Raw genomic sequence first — 17,341 nt, 5'->3', positions numbered from 1 at the left:
CTTCCCTGCGGGAAACTCGTCGCCGTTTCATAAAGGTGATTCCATAATGATTTCCCTTCTCCCGATAGATGTGCTCTAAGAAGCGAATTAAGACTGTCATCGAAATAATAGCCGGAGTACAACACCGGCCGCAGAGAGTAAGCGGCCAAACAGAGTGCGATCCCGGAAAACAATAATGTTAGGGCAGTTTTTCGAATTTCAGCCTTCATGTGACTCCGCGTCGAATTTACAGCTATGATACAGCTTGAAAAGTGCTCCATTCTTTAACGTCGACCTGAGACGTGGTTATGTCAATTTCATTGATTGCTATAAAATCTATCTTGCCGAAAAACACAAATTATCATCGCTGCGATGTGCTATTTTTTGTCCAGTGGCCTCTTCCCTTTTCCGAGCAAGACCCGCCCGCCCCGTAACAACAGTTCTTCCTCATGAAATCCTCTCTGTAAACACCTTTTGAAGAAAGGGTGGTCTTTATGGTTTTCATGGGAGAGGCCGCTCCAAAATTCTTGACTGATCAGGTGAATATCGCCTCTCTTTACTAGGTTTCCGATGAGCGTCCGGTAGTAAAGCACCCTTTTCCTGTTCATGGCGTTCCTATATTCTTCGGTCTCACTCTCCGGGGCGCCGCTTGTCCTCATCTTCGACACAAACTCGTCATCGCTGTAAACAAGATGCGCCCACGGTTCCGGAACTCGGTGAAAAAAGTGGCTTCCGGTGTCGGCGGTCCAGATCGGATCAAACTGGATATAGATATAGCCCCCATCTTTTGCACACCGTACCATTTCTTTCAGCACAGTTTCAGGCTCGGGAACGTGTTCGAACATATTAAAGGAAACAATCATATCAAAAAAAGTGTCCCTGAAGATCAAGTTCATGCCGTCCGCTCTGATAAAGTGAACCTTCGACAGATTGATGCGATAACCATTCCTCGCATACTTCTCTTGCAGGAGTTTGAAAAATTCTCCGCCGTACAGAGAAGTGTAATCAATGATATCGGAACAATAGACATCCTGAAAATGCTCAGCAAGAAAGCCTGCATGCATTCCCTGACCGGCACCGATGTCTAAGACGGTCATCCCATCACGGGTGCCTACCTCAGCCCTCTTGAGGAACAAAAGGAAATCGGCTATTTCCTTCTCATGATGGAGGAAATCATCTTTTTCGTTATACATCCCTTCCAGGCCCTACCTTCGGTGTTTGCTCGTTTCTCGTCATCTGCAGCAGCAACTGATTGTTGACCTCTTTCCCGATTGCTTCCCAGGTATACTGTTCCTGGACTTTCTGAAATCCCCTTCTCCCCATTTCCGCGGCCTGAGCGGGCTCTTCCAAAATGAATCTGATCTTATCCGCCAGGCTCTCCCTGTTTGCCAGTAGGCCGTTTACCCTATCGTCAACGAGTTCGGCAAATGCAGCGCAGTTCCCATACACGATAACGGGTTTCTTCTCCATCCACGCCTCGAGGAGAACGAGCCCGAAACTCTCGCTTTCGCTCATATTGATTAGGCCCATACATTCCTTCAAGGCACCCAAAACAACATCCCTCGGTTGTTCATGCAGATACAATGCATCGCCCGCATCAATTCTCTCGCCGTCCTCGTCCTTTCCTATGAGAACAAGGTTGCACAATTTGCCATCTCGATTAATATCCTGTAATGCATCCATCGCCCACTTATAATTCTTACTCCCCGCTTTTCTGCCGAGAACCAGGAAGAAGGGAAGATTGCCGTTATAGAGGTGAGAGAAGGCTGAAGGGGCACTGTCTTCATGTTCTCGTGAATCAATGCCTCCGGGCAGATACATTGCTTTAGCCCCTATTTTGTTGAAGAACAGATCAATCGATATCGAAGGGGATGCGAGAACCGCATTTGCCGCCGTGAGGGCTTCGTAATATGATTTCCAGTGATAAAACTCGTCATCCATGTGAAAATGGGGAAGCATTATCAACGGCTTTTCATATTTCCTTGCAAAAGTGGCCGCGAGAACGGAGGTGGAGAAGGGAATGCTGTGGCCCAGAACGATGTCAAACTTCGCAACGTTTCTATCAAGCCAACCTTCCAGTTCGGGCGAAAGAGGCCCGCGGACGTGCTGAAACAAAGCGTCATATTCCCGCGGCCTCGCTCCGGCGGTCCGGATCAGTTCTTCGATATATTCTTCCAAATACTTTTCCTTCAAAAAGTCCCTGTAATTATAATTGAGGTCGAGGTCGTACCATTGGCCGTTCATCCAGTATTTGATACTGGATATTCTGACACCCAATGGCCTCGGATCTTCATGAGCCGTAAAGGGGTTGATTCGTAGCTTTATCCATCTGCTGCCGTCCGTCTTAAAGCGAACATGAAACTTGCCCGTCAGTTTCTTTTCATATAATGTTTTTTCGCCCTCGGATAAAACCGATAGTTCCCCGTTGTGGGGGCAATACCCTTCCATCTCTATTTCTTCCGTTCCGGCTACGTAGATGTACGAAACCTCGCTTGACCAAATTTCGCAGCGCCCGTCGGCTCTCTCCGGAAAATTCCACCCGCCCATCAGCAACGGGGCCGTATACGCATCGATATGCCGCAGGGAAGAGAGAACGAATTCTTCCATCCAGCGTCTGAAAAGTCTCCTCGCACCTTTCAGTTTCACATCATCAGATATTCCTTTGCATCTGAATTTATAGACTGAAGTGTGCTGCATGTCCGGCAGCGCGAGGGGTGCGTCATCGAATGTATATGCGGCAGAGAAATGGTACTTATTTAGTATGTCACGAATATCAAGAGTTGCGACGGTCACGGAAAAGTCGGCCAGTCTGTCAATTTCCCGTAAGAGGCTAAGAAGATAGACCTCCGCACCGCCGAGGGGAGGGGTAGTGAACCGGTAGGTGAGAACCAATAGTTTTTTCTTCTCTTCTTTAAAAAACGTGTGTTCCAGAATAGACAAATAGTTCTCGGCAAGAACATTCCAGTCCAGCTTGCGAAGGGCATATGCATACCCTTGCCCGGACAACATCTGCTTGAATTCATCATGCCCCAACAGATAATCTATCTTGTCCGCAAATTCTCGCAGCTCGCAAATTATGACTTCTTTTCCGTCTTCCACATCATAGCCTCTCGCCCCCACTTTCGTTGTCACTGTCGGTAATCGATATGCAAGATATTCAGGAAGCTTCAAGTTGGAGCCTGAGCCTTCGATCATAGGGTTGATTGCCACGTCGGCGATCCTCAATAATACTTTTTTGTACTCCTCATCGATTCTTCCGAAGAGGAGGACGTTCTTCGGTACCTCACGCTGTCTAAAGGCATTACCGACCGTTCCGACGATCAAGAAAATGTGATGAGGCAATGCCGGGGCGAGTTCGTTTGCAATGAAGTTTACTGCTGCGACGTTCGGAGAATGTCCACTTCCGATGAAGAGGACGGACTTGCGGCCGCCCAGAACCTTCCTCACATCTGCAAATGTGTCTAAAAAGAATTCTTCGCCTTTCAGATCGACGCCGTTTTCTACAACGTATGAAGGCTTACCGTCAAGCCCAGCAAATTGTGCCAGGCTCGCGACATCCTCCCCGGAGACGCCAATGAATAGGGAACTCCGTTTACAGGCGGTTTTCTCAACGTACCTTACTTGGTCAACCAAGGTCTCGAATAACGGGTGATCTCTTAAGATCCTATTCTTTAGTCCGAATTCAAAATTGAGAGCCTCGTAAATCAGAGGCTTCCCTCGTAAACTCTCCAATGCGAGGGACATGTATGGGTGAGACAACACAACCAGATCCGCAATTCTATAAAAGGCCTTCAGGGCACTCAGGAAAAACTGATTCCTTACGCACATATACGAGCTGACTATGTCGGACGCACCGATCCAAGATAGTTTCGCAACGCGGCTTTCCTCAGCTACATGTTCCTGCGTCTTAGGAAAGGATATTTCCGTGAATGTCCGGGTGATAGCAGACCGTATCAGTCGTGAAGAATCGTTTAAGCAGAGGGATGCCACGTCATGATAACGGGATAATGCGCCGTACAACCTGTTGATTCTCATTTCCCCGCCGCCCGACGGTTTGGACGCACTGAAATCATTCAGCACAAGAATGAGCTTCCTGCCGCCCTTTCTGTCGCCGGGCAGTGCGTTGATCTCATGCCGCACCGATTCTGCAATTCCTCTCCACGAATACTTCTCATTGACGTGAAGACGGCCTAAACGGGATATCCTCTCTCTCAGGGCATCATCCCCGATCAGGTTTATCAGTTTTTTTGCAAAATTGTCCTTATCGGCCTTCAGGTAATGTTCTCCGTCCCGCAGTGAAAGTCCTCGAACCCCCGTATCGCTTGAAAGTAACGGCAGTCCCGCAGACAGAAATTCCAGGGTCTTCAGGTTTGTGCCTGCGCCGGAGAACATCGGGTTAACGGCAACCTGACTCGTCGAAAGGAGTTCTTTCTTTGTCTTCTCGTCAACCCTGCCGAGCAGGTGCACATTTTTCCCAAGTGAATTCCTCTTAAGAGTATCACCGCAACTTCCGGCAATAAGAAAATCGATTCCCGGACATCTGCGCGCGACTTTGTTAACAAGAAATTCGGCTGCTTCAACGTTCGGAGGATGATGACTCCCGAGAAAAAGGACGGAGTTTTCTCTTCTTTTCGCAGTGACAATCACACTATCGGGATCAATTCCGTTAGGGGCTAATTTAATCTTTTCCGCCGGCACACCATATAATTCAAGAAATGCCTTTTTTTCTTCGTCGGACGTGGCAAACAAAATGTCCGATTCGAGAGCGGCTTTCTTTTCGAGACTGAAAATATATTGTAAATATTGTCCAGCCCATTTCCCCCTGTAGAGCTGCTTCATCAGCCGGTATTCAACATTGTAGCTGTTGTAGATCCTCGGCTTATTATCAAATCTCCATAGCAGGTCATATCCGAGCATATAGGGAGATTCATGCACGATGACATCGGCCCCTTCGCAGAGCTCCAAATAACGTCTATGGTACGCATTGGGATATGCCGAACTCAGGGCGCAGGCCAGAGCAGAGACTTCAGAGCACACCCCTTCTTCGGCAAGCCTGTGATGTAGTATGTTGTGAATGGATTCTTCCTTTGGTATTCTGTATTCTCTGAATGTATCGGAATGCGTTACGATTTCGAATTCATGATCGACATGCGTCGGGGAAAGGAGCGTCACATCAAAGTTTTCGCTCAGTCTGGAATACATATGAAAGTAGCGTAGTTCACCGCCGCTCGCGGGCGGCGTAAAGGCAGGGAAGAAATTCAAAGAGAGAATTTTTTTCATTCCCGTCTTTTACGTATCAGTGCCGGCAGAAAAATGTCATCGAAGGTTCGACTCAGGATCTCTTCACTCAGTCCTGGAGCCGTCTTTCGAATCGAACGGTTGATCATTTCGATGTTTCAAGAGTTCTCTGCCCTGTCTCGCGATCTCGGCCCTTTGGCTTGTCAATTCTTCATAGAGAGCATCTTCTGTGTGACTCAACACCGAAAGTCTATATTCTAGATCTCTAATGGTTCTATCCCTCTCAGCGATTTGCGCCTCCTGTTTGGCCAAAGCCGCGTAGAATGCTCTGTTGACCTGTCCCTGCCACCATGCGAAAAAACCTATAACAGTAAATATCGCGAGTTTGATTCTGCCCTTCAGCCCTTCCTTCCTCAGCTGTTCCAGAAATCCGTCATAATTCAGATTGGCTTCCAGGATATCGGATCCGGAGTTGGTGAGGCGGGAGGAAACGGCAGCGACCTCATCCGGTGAGTTTTGTCCCCGTGCCAATTTCCAGTACCACTTTTCAGCGATATTCTTTATTATCGGAACTCTCTTGAAGAAAAAGGCATACTTTGTGCCATATTTCCAGAGAAGATTACCCATAACTCCTTTGTCACACGGCTTATGAAAGTCACCCTGATCGAGGAACAGGTCCCCCTCCGAATTGCCCATGCTCCGCTCTCTTTCATCATCCGATCTTTCGAGGTGAGAAGATGTCCTCCTCTTTTCGAGCCTTTCCTTTATTGTTTGCATTATTTCGTTGACGCTGATTTCCGGCCCTTTCAGGTTGCTCATGTCAACCTCTTTTGCATGCCCGGATTCCGATTGATTTGTCGCAGGACAAGTGTTCTCATTCCGTCAAATTGCTTCATGGCGACATGTTCATCGACCCGGCTACATGCAAGACTATGCGCATAGTTGCCGGTTTCTTAACCCGTTGACGTCGCAAAAAGGTACGCTATATTTTTTTATATAATGCCATACATCCACTTCCTTAAAGTGAAGGAGTGGGTAAACCCATACGTAGGGAGGATCTTCCCTACGGGTGAAATACTTGTAAGGAGACGCCGCTATTCCTTCATCCCATCTCTTCGCGATGATGAGTGCCTTGAGTCCCAAAACTTCAACCACCCTGTCGAGTACCTCTCCTGCATCGGATTCGCGACGTTCCGCACCTCTATCACGGGAAGCCGATTGCAGGGACGACCCTGTCTCATCGAATCTCTCCAAATGAAATGCCCACTCATGCTGAAGCCTTTCCATGAACTCGCGCATCTGAGGAGATGCGGGATTCGCTTCGAGACTGATTGTCGTAAACGGTACACGGCCGTTATATGCCTGTCTTATCATCTGAAGGATAGCGGTCGAGTCCTTATCGCCGGTCCAGACCACGCCTACCTGTCCATCTCCATAAAAGCCGGCAGCCTTCTTGATGACTTCAATTGACTGATGTTCCTTGTCCGCGAGAGATTTATAGAGAAAGGGCCTGTCAGGCAACTGAGAACCCAGATTACGTCCATGGAGCACTTGCCCGCCTCGTGAAAGACGAAGAACGTCTTCGGGCGATAGAGAACTTCCTGCAAGCCTTTCGCGACAGGAAGTCACCGGACTCCTCCCCGTCTCGGAAGGGTGTGGTTCCTGGAGTTCCAGTTCATTACGCCACTTCTCAACGAATTTCTTCCTGTTAATTTCCAAATATTTTTTGTACCCGGACGATTCGTCTGCTCCCGCCGTCACCGATTCGTGATGGACGACTGCTGCGTTTGGGTTGAAGACGACCCTGTATCCCATTTTTCGCAGGGCGAAGCAGAGATCAGCGTCTTCATAATAGGCAGGGGCATAGCGAACATCGAAACCGCCGAGGCGGTTAAAAAGATCCATCCGCACCAGCAGGCATGCGCCGGAGCAGTAATCAACTTCGCAGGGGATATTGTAGAGATCCTCATTCGGGTCGTCTCCCTTCCCAAAATTCCACCCGCGTCCGTCGTGAAACATCATCCCCCCTGCCTCCTGCAACACACCGTCGGCGTATACGAGTTTTGCACCGACCGCCGCAACTGTCTCGTCGCCATCGATGACATCCACAAGTTCCCTGAGCCACCCCTCCAGCGGTTCCGCGTCGTTATTGAGGAGCAGAAGGTACTCGCCCCGGGCTATTCCCGCACCCTGATTGCATGCGAGGACATAACCGGTGTTTGTTTGATTTCTCAAGACCCTGATATTTTCTGCCTTCGCAAGCATTTCTTGGGTGCCGTCCGAAGATCCGTTGTCAATAACGATAACCTCGTACGCGACCTCATCGGTGTTCGCCATTACTGACCGCAAACACCGGTAGGTGTGTTCCCAATGGTTCCAAACGGGGATAACTATCGACACCCGGTAACGGGAGAACGAGGGAAACACAAGCCGGTTGACTTCCTCTGCTTTCCTGAATTCAGCTACAGGGCCCAAGCTCTGAATCATTGCATCGCGGTTTCCCCCGGCATTTTGGTTGTGCGTTGCCCTATCTTCATTGCGCAAAGGGGTAAAGATTTCTGCATAGGTACAGTAGTCACGGTAGATTTCTTCTATTTCTTTCGAGAACTCGTCGGAATCAGTAAAACCGTTTTTCTCCACCGATCGTTGAAGCAGTCGGTACATTCTTTTCACGGGCTCAGCGATCTCCGTGTCATGGAAGAGTAATTCAGCATCTGAACTGCTGTGACGGTCTTCCGGACGGAGGAACTCAGCCATGGATCTCCGGAGCCCACGGTCATCCTGAGGCCACGGGATGCCCAACGAGGTCGAAACCTCTCTGAGAGAATCTTCCCAGTTTTCAATGAGATCGTCGAAACGAAATACGATACGTTTAGCGCCGTTCGTCCAGTAAAGAGAAGACACAGTATAGAGCAGCCATAAGGAGAGCGACTTTGCCTTAGGGAAATGGTTCCGCCGCAACAACGAGGAAGCGACGTCCACGGGATTTCTTACGCAAAGCAGATAGTGCGCGTCGATATTGAGCTCGCGGAGGACCTCCTTCCAGAGCGGCAGAACCAAGGAAGTTCGGGGGTCTTTCCAGAGCCAAATGTCTTGCCCTGCAAATTCGGTGGTTATGAGGTTTCGCAGTTCCTCGTGAAAGGGAGTTATTTCCGGCTGTTTCCACCAGCCCTCAGGGGGGGGAAGAAGGCCATCCCAGGATCTCGCAAGAAATGTGAGGAGCCTCTCGTGGAGGGAAAAGACCGCCCAGTGCTCCCAAAATCCATGCGGATTATCGCCTTCGATCGGCTTCATTAAATGATCCGCATGCCCTATGTACGGTCCCAGTAAATTTACGGCCCGCGCAATCGCCGATGTGCCGCTCCGGTGCATACCGAGGATGCCTATGGCCCTTTGTCTCTTGCCGTTTTCCATGAACGCAACATTTCCTCTGCGTCTGGGCTTCTCAACGCACAATATAATAACCGATCAGCGGCAAATTGTCATCAGAAGCGAGATTTCATGAGGGGCATAAAAAATCTGCTGCCCGTTGTATCAGGCAGCAGATTTCATGGAAACAGCTCCTTCGGTTGTCTGCCGTAAAACTGTTGTGTGCCTTAAAACTTTCTTCCGTCCATTGAAGCTTTCTCGAGCCTGTCGATCTTCGCCGAGAGCGCCTCGATAGTCTTGTTCTGCTCCTGAACCACTCGCGTCAGGACAGCCACGATGTCCATCGGACTCAGTGCCTTTCTGTCTTTCGACGCAACCAAATCAGGAACATCCTCTGCGATAAATCCGACGTGCGGCTGGTCGGGGATGTCTCTATATCTGAAGGTAACAGGATTGAGGTCCTTCAGGGCGTCAATCGCCTTGTCAGCGGGTAAAGACTGAATATTCTCCTTGTATTCACGGCTCGAAGCTGTCCATGTTGTGGTACCGTCATTAGAAACGCACGTCGCCGAGCCCGGAAATGCACAAATTACGAGAGGATGGGCCGGAGTAAGTGTGCCGATCCCGACATGGCCGGTATTAAATTGAACGTAGACCGCATCCTTCGCATTTGCCCCATCCCTTATCTTGAACCCATTATCCTGAGTTGCCCTGAAGAGCCAATCACCGCCGCCCGGCACTTTAAATTCAAACCCTGCACCTCCTGCCGGGGATGTGGTTGTTATCGTGAAGAGATTTCCCGAACCTGCCGAGACGATGTTCAACGGTGCTGTCGGCGCAGCCGGGTTTGTAATTCCAGAGAAGATTCCGACATTCCCCGTATCCTCCACGTGGAAAACATCATCAGTCCCGTTCGCGGCCTTCACAATAAGCTTTGGCGCGCTGAACGCCGGAACCGCCAGCAAAACTGAAATAGCCATCACTGCCATCATCACTACCGATATTTTTTTCATACCTCTCCTCCTTTTAAGGACTGTTCAATCATGAATGAAATTATTCGCCCCTCCCGTCATTGCCAGTGAAATCGCCGCTTATGATGTCCTCTGTCCGGCCTAGACCAGTTTCTTGTGCGACGACTTGCTCTACTTTGTTAAAGTGACCCTCAAAAGTCCTCCGGGGCTTCGGATTACCCCCTTTAATGCATAATATTACATATTAAAGCCTGTGAGTCAAGTGCATAAGAGATATGGTGAGCGACTCTTCAGAATGTCGCCCGGATTGGTTTGATTAGACGGCAACGACTTTTTGTGATAATATGTTGGCACAGCTGATATTCAGATGGAGGTTTCCCATATGGCAACGCCTCTGGTGAAATGCAGGGTATGCTCTTTCATACTCTTTTTTCTTCTATCTTCGCTTGTCGTCACCTCTGATGGGGTAAGGGCCGAGACGAACGAAAAGTTTAAGAGGACTGTCGAAAACTACGCGGTTCCGGATGTGACCCTGGTAAATCAGAATGGCAAGAAGGTCCGACTCAGGACCTTGCTGAATTCGGACAAGCCAGTCCTCGTGGATTTCATATTCACCACCTGCACCACGATCTGTCCCGTGCTGTCGATCGGCTTTTGCGATTTTCAAAGGAAGCTCGGACCGGAATCCGCCGGCGTCAACCTCGTCTCCATCTCGATCGATCCGGATAACGATACGCCAAAAGCGATGAAGGCCTATCTCCAAAGGTACGACGCAAAGCCGGGATGGGACTTCCTGACCGGCCGCAGGGAGGACATCGAAAAGGTGTTGAAGGCCCTTGACGCGTACACTTCCGATAAGATGCGTCACCTTCCCCTCATTTTGCTCCACGGTCCGGCCGAGACCCGCTGGGTCAGGATTTACGGCATTATCGGGACGCGAGATCTCATAAGAGAATACCAGAAGGTGCTCAAGTGAGGAAGGTTTTTCAGTCGGTGAAAGATGTCGCGGTGTTCCTGGCATGGGGAATTCTTTCCCTGCTTCTCGTCGTTCTCTGGTCAGGGACAATTACAGCCGAGGATAAACAGTCTCTCACGATTGCAGGAGTATCACGGGAAGAGGCATTGCGGCAGGGGGAGCGGATGTATCGTGACGGGATACTGCCATCAGGAGAGCCCCTGCAGGCTGTTCTTGAGGGGGAAATCCCTGTAGACGGCAGGATGTTCAGCTGTGTGAGCTGTCATCAAAGGAGCGGGATGGGATCGCTGGAAGGCACGGTCTATACCTTTCCTATAGACGGTCCAAGACTTTATAAACCGATGTCGATGATGGGAGACCTGAGCAAGTCAGCCCGGGAAAAACTGCCCAAGATGCTTCTCAGCGGCGACTTCCGCCCCGCATACACTGACGAGACGCTGGCGGTTGCGCTGAGGGCAGGAGAAGATCCGAACGGTAGGAAACTCAACGGCGTCATGCCGAGATACTTTCTTGATGATCATGATATGGAGATTATGATCTTTTATCTCAAGAACCTGACCGCAGAGATGCCACCCGGAGTTACCGACACGACGATACACCTTGCCACTGTGGTTACGGAAGAAGTGAAGAAAGAAGACCGTGAGTCGATGGTGGCACCTCTTCAGTTTTATGCCAGAACATGGGGGAAATCACGGCACGCGGCAAGGAGGGCCAAAACAGGGCCATTTACCGAGGAAGTCATGGACAAGGGCTTTCGAGGGCTGACGCTCGATGTCTGGGAGTTGAAGGGACCACGGGAGGGCTGGCGAAAACAGCTGGAAGAATATTACCAAAAGAAGCCCGTCTTTGCGCTTGTGGGCGGAATTACCACGGGCGACTGGGCACCTATCCACGAATTTAGTGAGGAGCACCGGATCCCCAATTTCTTTCCCGTTACCGATTTCCCTCTGATCTCTGACACGGAGTGGTATACACTTTATTTCTCCAAGGGCTTGTATCAGGAAGGGGAGGCTGTTGCAAGATATCTTCACTCTATCGAGGAGAATCTTGCTCCCGATCTGTCGGTCGTCCAGGTCTTTCGCAATGACCGGTCCGGCGTCACCCTTGCAAGAGCCTTTCGGGAGACGCGGGAGAACCTCGGCCAGCCCCTTCCCATAGATGTCATGCTTTCTAATGGAGAAATCGTGAATGGAGACTTCTGGAAGCAGCTGGTCGGCCGGCACAAAAATTCGATTCTCGTTTTGTGGCTGAGCCCGAAAGACCTCTCTGCCATCGGTGGGCTTGTGGATGTCCAAGACCGACCGGGCATGGTCTTCGTCTCATCGGGCATTCTGGGGCAAGATCTGTATTCCCTGCCGGAGAAGGTGAGAAGTTTTGTGTATGTGACGTATCCTTACAGACTCCCCCAGGAAGGGAAAGGGCTGAAAGACGGGGTCAAGGCCTGGATCAGGAACAACAAACTTCCCGTTTCCAATATCGATATAGGGTACAAGATGTATGATATTGTTCGGATGCTCTCGGAGCAACTCGGTATGCTGAAGGGGTATTACTACAGAGACCGTCTTCTTGAGCTGATCGATATGATGCCCGATCAGTCCTATGACGTTGTCCTCTATCCGCGGTTGAGTTTTGGCCCCGGACAGCGCTATGCATCGAAGGGATGTTACATTGTTCAGTTGACCGAAGGTCCCCATCCGGAACTGGTAAAACGGAGCGAGTGGGTCATCCACTGAGCGATTCGGTCTTCCTCTAATCCGGAACAATTTTCACGCCTCTTCGCCTACGGTCGTCGCTCTTTGTGTCATTTGTTTCCCATGCTATGTAGTTCTTTACCCAAGATTGATCGGTTGGACCGAGCAATGTCCTAGTTTTATATCAATTTACGAACCTGAAATTATGGTATGGAAATTGCTTTTCATGAAGGCGACCCTGATTCATTTTGAATCTGTATCCCAAATGAGAGGTGAGGCGGTAGGCTGGAAGAAGGATCTCATGGCATCTAAACTCAAGATTCATCCTGTAACGGTTTTCTTCCTGATATATTTTTGCATATACGCAACATCTCCCTTTCTGGTGTATCTGCACACAGAGGTCCACAATGAGTTACACGCCTCTGTTGTTCAAATAACACGCTCCCCACTCGACATGAAATTGTTCATCGCCGAATTACTGCTCTCGATCGTGACAGGGGAGGAGAGAAATGACACGGGCCCTGACCCGTCACAGGGCACGGTCCTCAAAGTAAAGGCAGCTGAAGTACAGGAAACCGTTCATTCACGATTGAAGCCCCCTGCGAGGTCTTCTCTACTCATCGCCGACGAACTCGTCTTGGCGAGAACACCAGCTCTCACAGGCGTAATTGAGGAAAAGAAGCCCCTATTTCAAAAAGGTTTCTGTCCTCTTCATTCAGGCCTTTCTCCCCCTTCCACGTAACAAACCCTTTTCATAAGAAACATTTTTTTTTGCGTTGAGGGATTTATGTTGCCGTTTTCTCTCACTACACAGAAAGGATTCATAAACCCTTTTGACTTCTTAAAGAATAAATGAAGGAGGATCTGCAATGAAGATCGGAAGATGTGCAGTATTCTTTGTCCTGACCAGTATGTTTGTTTTTGCGATCGCAACCGTGACGCAAGCAGAATTAACTCTCTGCACGCCAATCAATCAGATGTTAGTGCCCTACACGATCAGTGTGCCTGGTAATTATTGCCTTACGAGTGACCTTACCTCCTCTTCCCCGACAGGCAATGTTATTACGATCAACGCGAGCAATGTCGTGCTCGATCTCAACGACCACAGGATCGGGGGGCAGGGCGCGGGACTCGCGACTCAGGCCGTCGGCATTTACGCTAACCAGCGGAAGAATGTCATCGTCAGGAACGGTGTCGTGCGCGGCTTCTATTGCGGCATACAGCTGGACGATACCTCGGGCAACACGTCTCTGGGCAATGTCGTGGAAGGCATCCGTGCCGATTCCAATACAGCCCGCGGTATCATGGTTGTCGGCTTCGGGAACCGCATCCGTTACAACCAGGTGATAAACACCGGCGGCACCACTGTCGGCACGCCTGATGTTTACGGCATTTATTCCTCAGGCCGGGCGGCGGTGATCAGAGAGAATATCGTGGGCAGCACTAATGGCAGCTCCGGCGCTGCGGTCTTCGGTATCTACTCGAGCGGCGCAACATCGGTCATCGGCGCCAACGCGGTCTCCGCCACCAGGGAAGAAGCAGGTGAAACGTCCTATGCCATTTATCTTGATGCGTTATCGGCCGATAACATGGTCGATAACAACATCATGACAAACCCTGCGCTCGGGCCGGGGACCTCAACTGGACTTTCGGTCAACGGTTCAAATGCGATTGCAAGAGATAATACGGTCTTCAACATGACGTATGGGCTCAGTTTTTCTGGCTCGTCAGGTATCTACAAAAATAATTTTGCTGTCGGCGTCACCAATCCTTTCACAGGCGGGACTCCGGCTGATCCTTCGGTAACAAACTACCACAATCCGTAACCACCTCAACATGGATGATTCTGCAGGAGATAAACCGGCAGAATCATCCATGTCTCCCGACTAAGGATACCGCACTAGTGCGAGTCTATCTCTGCTGACCCCCGTTGAGCCTGAAGAGCAAAGGGACCTCCAGTACCTTCTCATGATGGATCCCGTGCTCCCACAGACCGTCTTCGCCCCAGCAGTCGCCGTGATCAGAGCAGACTACCGTAGTGGCAGCGCGGAACGCCTCAAGGAGCGGTTTCAGGAGAGCGTCGACATATTCCAGACACGCTTTCTGACGGCTGCGGCATTCTGCAGCATCATTGCTCTCGGAAAAGGGTACGCACGGATTAACTTCACAATTCCACGGTGCTCCTTCATAGTAGTAGGGGACATGGGTCTCACCGATATTGAGGAATACAAACACCGGCCTGGACGGATCGACCAGCTCATGCCCGAGCCAGTCCAGCTGTCTCGCGAGCGAATGCGTGTTGCCGGGGAAGTAGAATTTGTCGAAGTCTTCGGTCAGGAGTTGGCCGGTCCTGCTCTGGGGATTGAACCAGCCCACGGCGCCAGAGCCGATGGTAAGATATCCCTTGTTCTTAAACCCATCGATGATAGTTCGACCTTCCAGCACAAGATGTTCGGTCCCCTTGCCCGGATATCCGGCGCCGACGAGCTTGAATATCTTTCCGTATTTCGGATTAACAAAGGCTTCCCTCTGTCCCGCTATTCCCGGAGTGAAGCCCACAAACATGGAAGCATGGGAACCGTAGGTGAAATTCCCCGGCGCCATCGCACGGTACAATTTTCCCACAGCCCTCAGGTTCGGTATCTTTGCATTCTCGAAGGTATCGTAACGGCAGGAGTCCAGGGTGATAAACAGCACGGACTTCTCCTTCTCGAAGCGGAAGATCCCTCTTTTCTTAAGCAATGAAGAGATGAACGGTATCGGCATGATTACGACAGCCTCTCACCGAATCTCGCTTCTGCAGATTCTCGCCGCGTCATTTCCTGCAAGGAAGAGCGGATCTGAGTCGCTTGAACTGTTTCCTGACATCAAAGGCCTTTCTCCTGTATATCGGTGGATTGTATCCTTCGTACAAGGCTTCTTCAGGGATGCCTTCCCTGGGATAAAAGATCCTTAACGTCCTCGTCCTGTCATAATTTCTGTCGACGATTCTGAGCGCCTGGTTTTCATTCCCACACCAGCAGGTGTCAGCCGGACAGACCGTATCCTCATCCTGAAACGTTATCCCCTCTTTCGCTATATTCCCCATGGTCGACTTTATCGACTGGCACGGGTAGACATTGCCGTCGTGATCGATATAAATATAATTCTTCCCGGCGGAACATCTCATGCCGTGAGGGCTGCATGCCTCCAGCAGCATTTTATAGCTATGAGGCGTATGCCAGAGCTTTTTGAGTTTTCTTATCTCACCGGGCGTATAATCGCGGGGGTAGACGAGTTCAGGGTCGGCGGCCTCGACGCCTTTCAATGTGCCGATCGCCGCGTTCAGGATAAGGGGCACGCCGAGCTCCCTGCATCTTTGCCGGTATTGTCTTATGAACCGTATCCTCTGGGGAATGGCCACACATCCCACATAAAGCTGGACACCGCTCTCTTTCAGACGTTTCACCTTCTCGAAGAAAGGGTTGACATCCTTTATTACCGTGTCGTGGAGCGTACAACCTATGCCGAGCTTGCCGGTGTTGGTCGACCGGACAAACGGCCCGATGACGGTGTCCCAGTCTGCCTGGAGGTTGGAAGAAAAGCTTATGCCGGTTATGTTGTTCTCTTCATTACAGATATCCCTGATCACGCCGAGTATCTCGGGCGAGGTGAATATCTCGCCGCCAACGCCGATCCTGAGGCAGACCGTAAACGGCAATTCCTTTATCTTGCCGATAATCCGCCTGAATTTTTCGAGGTCGAAGAGATTGTCCTGTTCTTTCCAGTGTATGATGCAGTAGGGACAATTGAGATTGCATTTATGATACTTTATCTGATACCGGATTCCCAGATAGGGCGCGGGATTGCTGGCAGAAGGTCCCATCATTTTTCAGTATTATGATACCCGGCCATCAGGCCGGTGTCCATCGTGCGGGCCGGCACTGCACTCTCCATCAGCCGGCCAGCCAATCGCTGCAGTCCCAGCCCAACAGTCGTTCAAGGCCCCTTATCTCATACTCAAAGACGAAGCGCAGATGCTCCCACTCGCTTTTACTCATCGGGGAGTCATACTCGTGGGAATGCACTTCCCTGACCTGTAGGTCTTGAACAGGGTCAACGCCGAGGAAATCACATATCGCATCCATTGTCTCCTTCGGCCTGGATCTCAGGTCTTCGTGTCGCATAATGAGGGCCTGATCCCGGGCAAAGTAGGTCGAAAGCCTTCGCAGCTGTTCCAGGTAGAACCCTCTGTCGACATAGGAGAATTGCTTATGCTGATAAGGCAGGGCTGCGCGGCATCGCTCTTTTTCGCTATGGAGGGCATCCCAAAACGAAAGATTATCGATGCCCCGTTTCCGCTGCATATTCCAGTGGGAGTACGCCCGGTCGATGGGGTTCCTCAATACCACGAGGAGTTTCATTCCCGGATTATACTGCCACATCCGCCTGGGCGCGTCATACCAGTACATATACGCAGGCGTGGCCTCTCCGAGGAGCCTGTGGGAAGGGCCGGGACTGAAGCATGCATGATACGCCGGGTAGTCGGGCTTGCTGCCGCGGAAATGTTTCTCTTCGTCAAAGAAATGGACTTCCTTCTGATTTGCCATGCATATCAGAGGGTGATCCCTCAAATATGCATCCAGGGCCGAGGTGCCCCCTTTTTGCGTGCCGCAAATAACAAAATCGATTTTCCTTCTTTCCCGGGCGGACGGAAAAACTTTCATACGATATTATATCCGAATACATAACAGCGAGGCTATTATGTTAGGCTACTATCACATTCGCGATGATAACGGTTCCCGCAGTGATTGTGAGCGTTCCCTGGAGAGTCGTAGAACCAGTCTGAGATAAGAAGGCCGAGTCATAGCCGCCAAGAAGACTTACGGCGATGCCCAGCAGGTCAATGTCCGGGGCGGCAAGAGGAGTCGCTGCCTGCACTTTTATGATGTCAAGGTTACTGCAATTATCAAGGGCAGTCTGGATGTCAGGATACGTCGCAACAATAGCGGCGTCATGGACCAGCACAACAGGATCGTTGCCCCCATTGACGAAATTGAGAAAGGCATATTGATACGCTGCAGCGACATCGATTCGACCATACCCGTAGGTGTTATTCGGGACCGGCGATCCCAGAG

Annotated in this window: 13 protein-coding genes; 4 read left to right on the top strand and 9 right to left on the bottom strand. The window is 50.5% G+C overall.

All coding sequences use genetic code 11. The annotated features are described in order from the left end of the window. Nucleotides 1-356 precede the first annotated feature (356 nt). From VEI96_04205 to VEI96_04185, 5 genes are all read right to left on the bottom strand, one after another. Nucleotides 357-1,172 carry a class I SAM-dependent methyltransferase gene (locus VEI96_04205; GenBank protein ID HXX57179.1) on the bottom strand — a complete coding sequence of 272 codons (816 nt, stop codon included), beginning with the start codon at nucleotides 1,170-1,172 and terminating at the stop codon, nucleotides 357-359. After that, the gene (locus tag VEI96_04200) at nucleotides 1,165-5,259 is read right to left on the bottom strand and encodes a glycosyltransferase family 4 protein (protein HXX57178.1); all 4,095 of its coding nucleotides are present in this window, start codon (nucleotides 5,257-5,259) and stop codon (nucleotides 1,165-1,167) included. The genes VEI96_04205 and VEI96_04200 overlap by 8 nt, the downstream gene beginning before the upstream one ends. Before the next feature lie 63 nt (nucleotides 5,260-5,322). Continuing rightward, entirely contained in the window at nucleotides 5,323-6,036 is a 714-nt protein-coding gene (locus VEI96_04195; GenBank protein HXX57177.1) for a hypothetical protein, read from the bottom strand. A 111-nt stretch (nucleotides 6,037-6,147) separates the two neighbouring features. Next, a complete protein-coding gene (locus tag VEI96_04190) occupies nucleotides 6,148-8,631 on the bottom strand; it encodes a glycosyltransferase (protein HXX57176.1) in 2,484 nt (827 codons plus the stop codon). Nucleotides 8,632-8,813: 182 nt separating this feature from the next. After that, on the bottom strand, nucleotides 8,814-9,599 hold the full coding sequence (locus VEI96_04185) for a tail fiber domain-containing protein (protein HXX57175.1): 786 nt from the start codon (nucleotides 9,597-9,599) through the stop codon (nucleotides 8,814-8,816). A gap of 340 nt (nucleotides 9,600-9,939) precedes the next feature. Between VEI96_04185 and VEI96_04180 the strand changes: the two genes are divergently transcribed. The 4 genes from VEI96_04180 (at nucleotide 9,940) to VEI96_04165 (ending at nucleotide 14,050) form a co-directional block, all read left to right on the top strand. Then, on the top strand, nucleotides 9,940-10,533 hold the full coding sequence (locus VEI96_04180; GenBank protein HXX57174.1) for an SCO family protein: 594 nt from the start codon (nucleotides 9,940-9,942) through the stop codon (nucleotides 10,531-10,533). Continuing rightward, the gene (locus VEI96_04175) at nucleotides 10,530-12,266 is read left to right on the top strand and encodes a hypothetical protein (GenBank protein ID HXX57173.1); all 1,737 of its coding nucleotides are present in this window, start codon (nucleotides 10,530-10,532) and stop codon (nucleotides 12,264-12,266) included. The genes VEI96_04180 and VEI96_04175 overlap by 4 nt, the downstream gene beginning before the upstream one ends. A gap of 259 nt (nucleotides 12,267-12,525) precedes the next feature. Continuing rightward, complete coding sequence (locus VEI96_04170) at nucleotides 12,526-12,966, top strand: hypothetical protein (GenBank protein ID HXX57172.1); 441 nt, start codon at nucleotides 12,526-12,528, stop codon at nucleotides 12,964-12,966. 127 nt (nucleotides 12,967-13,093) lie between these two features. Beyond that, nucleotides 13,094-14,050, top strand: coding sequence for a hypothetical protein (locus VEI96_04165; GenBank protein ID HXX57171.1), 957 nt, complete (start codon nucleotides 13,094-13,096; stop codon nucleotides 14,048-14,050). Nucleotides 14,051-14,135: 85 nt separating this feature from the next. Here VEI96_04165 and VEI96_04160 read toward each other — a convergent pair whose 3' ends face one another. The 4 genes from VEI96_04160 to VEI96_04145 all read right to left on the bottom strand — a co-directional run. Further along, nucleotides 14,136-14,990 (bottom strand): sulfatase-like hydrolase/transferase, encoded by an 855-nt coding sequence (locus VEI96_04160; GenBank protein ID HXX57170.1) that lies wholly within the window; start codon nucleotides 14,988-14,990, stop codon nucleotides 14,136-14,138. Nucleotides 14,991-15,039: 49 nt separating this feature from the next. After that, the gene (locus tag VEI96_04155) at nucleotides 15,040-16,092 is read right to left on the bottom strand and encodes an SPASM domain-containing protein (GenBank protein HXX57169.1); all 1,053 of its coding nucleotides are present in this window, start codon (nucleotides 16,090-16,092) and stop codon (nucleotides 15,040-15,042) included. 67 nt (nucleotides 16,093-16,159) lie between these two features. After that, nucleotides 16,160-16,930: a sulfotransferase domain-containing protein gene (locus VEI96_04150; GenBank protein ID HXX57168.1), complete on the bottom strand. Its 771-nt coding sequence runs from the start codon at nucleotides 16,928-16,930 to the stop codon at nucleotides 16,160-16,162. A gap of 40 nt (nucleotides 16,931-16,970) precedes the next feature. Continuing rightward, on the bottom strand, nucleotides 16,971-17,341 hold a 371-nt coding region (locus VEI96_04145; GenBank protein HXX57167.1), incomplete at its 5' end, for a hypothetical protein.

The organism is Thermodesulfovibrionales bacterium, from assembly GCA_035622735.1.
Classification (GTDB): Bacteria; Nitrospirota; Thermodesulfovibrionia; order Thermodesulfovibrionales; family UBA9159; genus DASPUT01.
This window is presented reverse-complemented; position numbering and strand designations above follow the sequence as displayed.

Bases quoted from the DNA above. Each gene is read 5' to 3' on its own strand.
- VEI96_04160 (HXX57170.1), bottom strand. From the start codon at position 14,990: ATGCCGATACCGTTCATCTCTTCATTGCTTAAGAAAAGAGGGATCTTC.
- VEI96_04205 (HXX57179.1), bottom strand. From the start codon at position 1,172: ATGTATAACGAAAAAGATGATTTCCTCCATCATGAGAAGGAAATAGCC.
- VEI96_04180 (HXX57174.1), top strand. From the start codon at position 9,940: ATGGCAACGCCTCTGGTGAAATGCAGGGTATGCTCTTTCATACTCTTT.
- VEI96_04190 (HXX57176.1), bottom strand. From the start codon at position 8,631: ATGGAAAACGGCAAGAGACAAAGGGCCATAGGCATCCTCGGTATGCAC.
- VEI96_04170 (HXX57172.1), top strand. From the start codon at position 12,526: ATGGCATCTAAACTCAAGATTCATCCTGTAACGGTTTTCTTCCTGATA.
- VEI96_04200 (HXX57178.1), bottom strand. From the start codon at position 5,259: ATGAAAAAAATTCTCTCTTTGAATTTCTTCCCTGCCTTTACGCCGCCC.
- VEI96_04195 (HXX57177.1), bottom strand. From the start codon at position 6,036: ATGAGCAACCTGAAAGGGCCGGAAATCAGCGTCAACGAAATAATGCAA.
- VEI96_04150 (HXX57168.1), bottom strand. From the start codon at position 16,930: ATGAAAGTTTTTCCGTCCGCCCGGGAAAGAAGGAAAATCGATTTTGTT.
- VEI96_04185 (HXX57175.1), bottom strand. From the start codon at position 9,599: ATGAAAAAAATATCGGTAGTGATGATGGCAGTGATGGCTATTTCAGTT.
- VEI96_04155 (HXX57169.1), bottom strand. From the start codon at position 16,092: ATGATGGGACCTTCTGCCAGCAATCCCGCGCCCTATCTGGGAATCCGG.
- VEI96_04165 (HXX57171.1), top strand. From the start codon at position 13,094: ATGAAGATCGGAAGATGTGCAGTATTCTTTGTCCTGACCAGTATGTTT.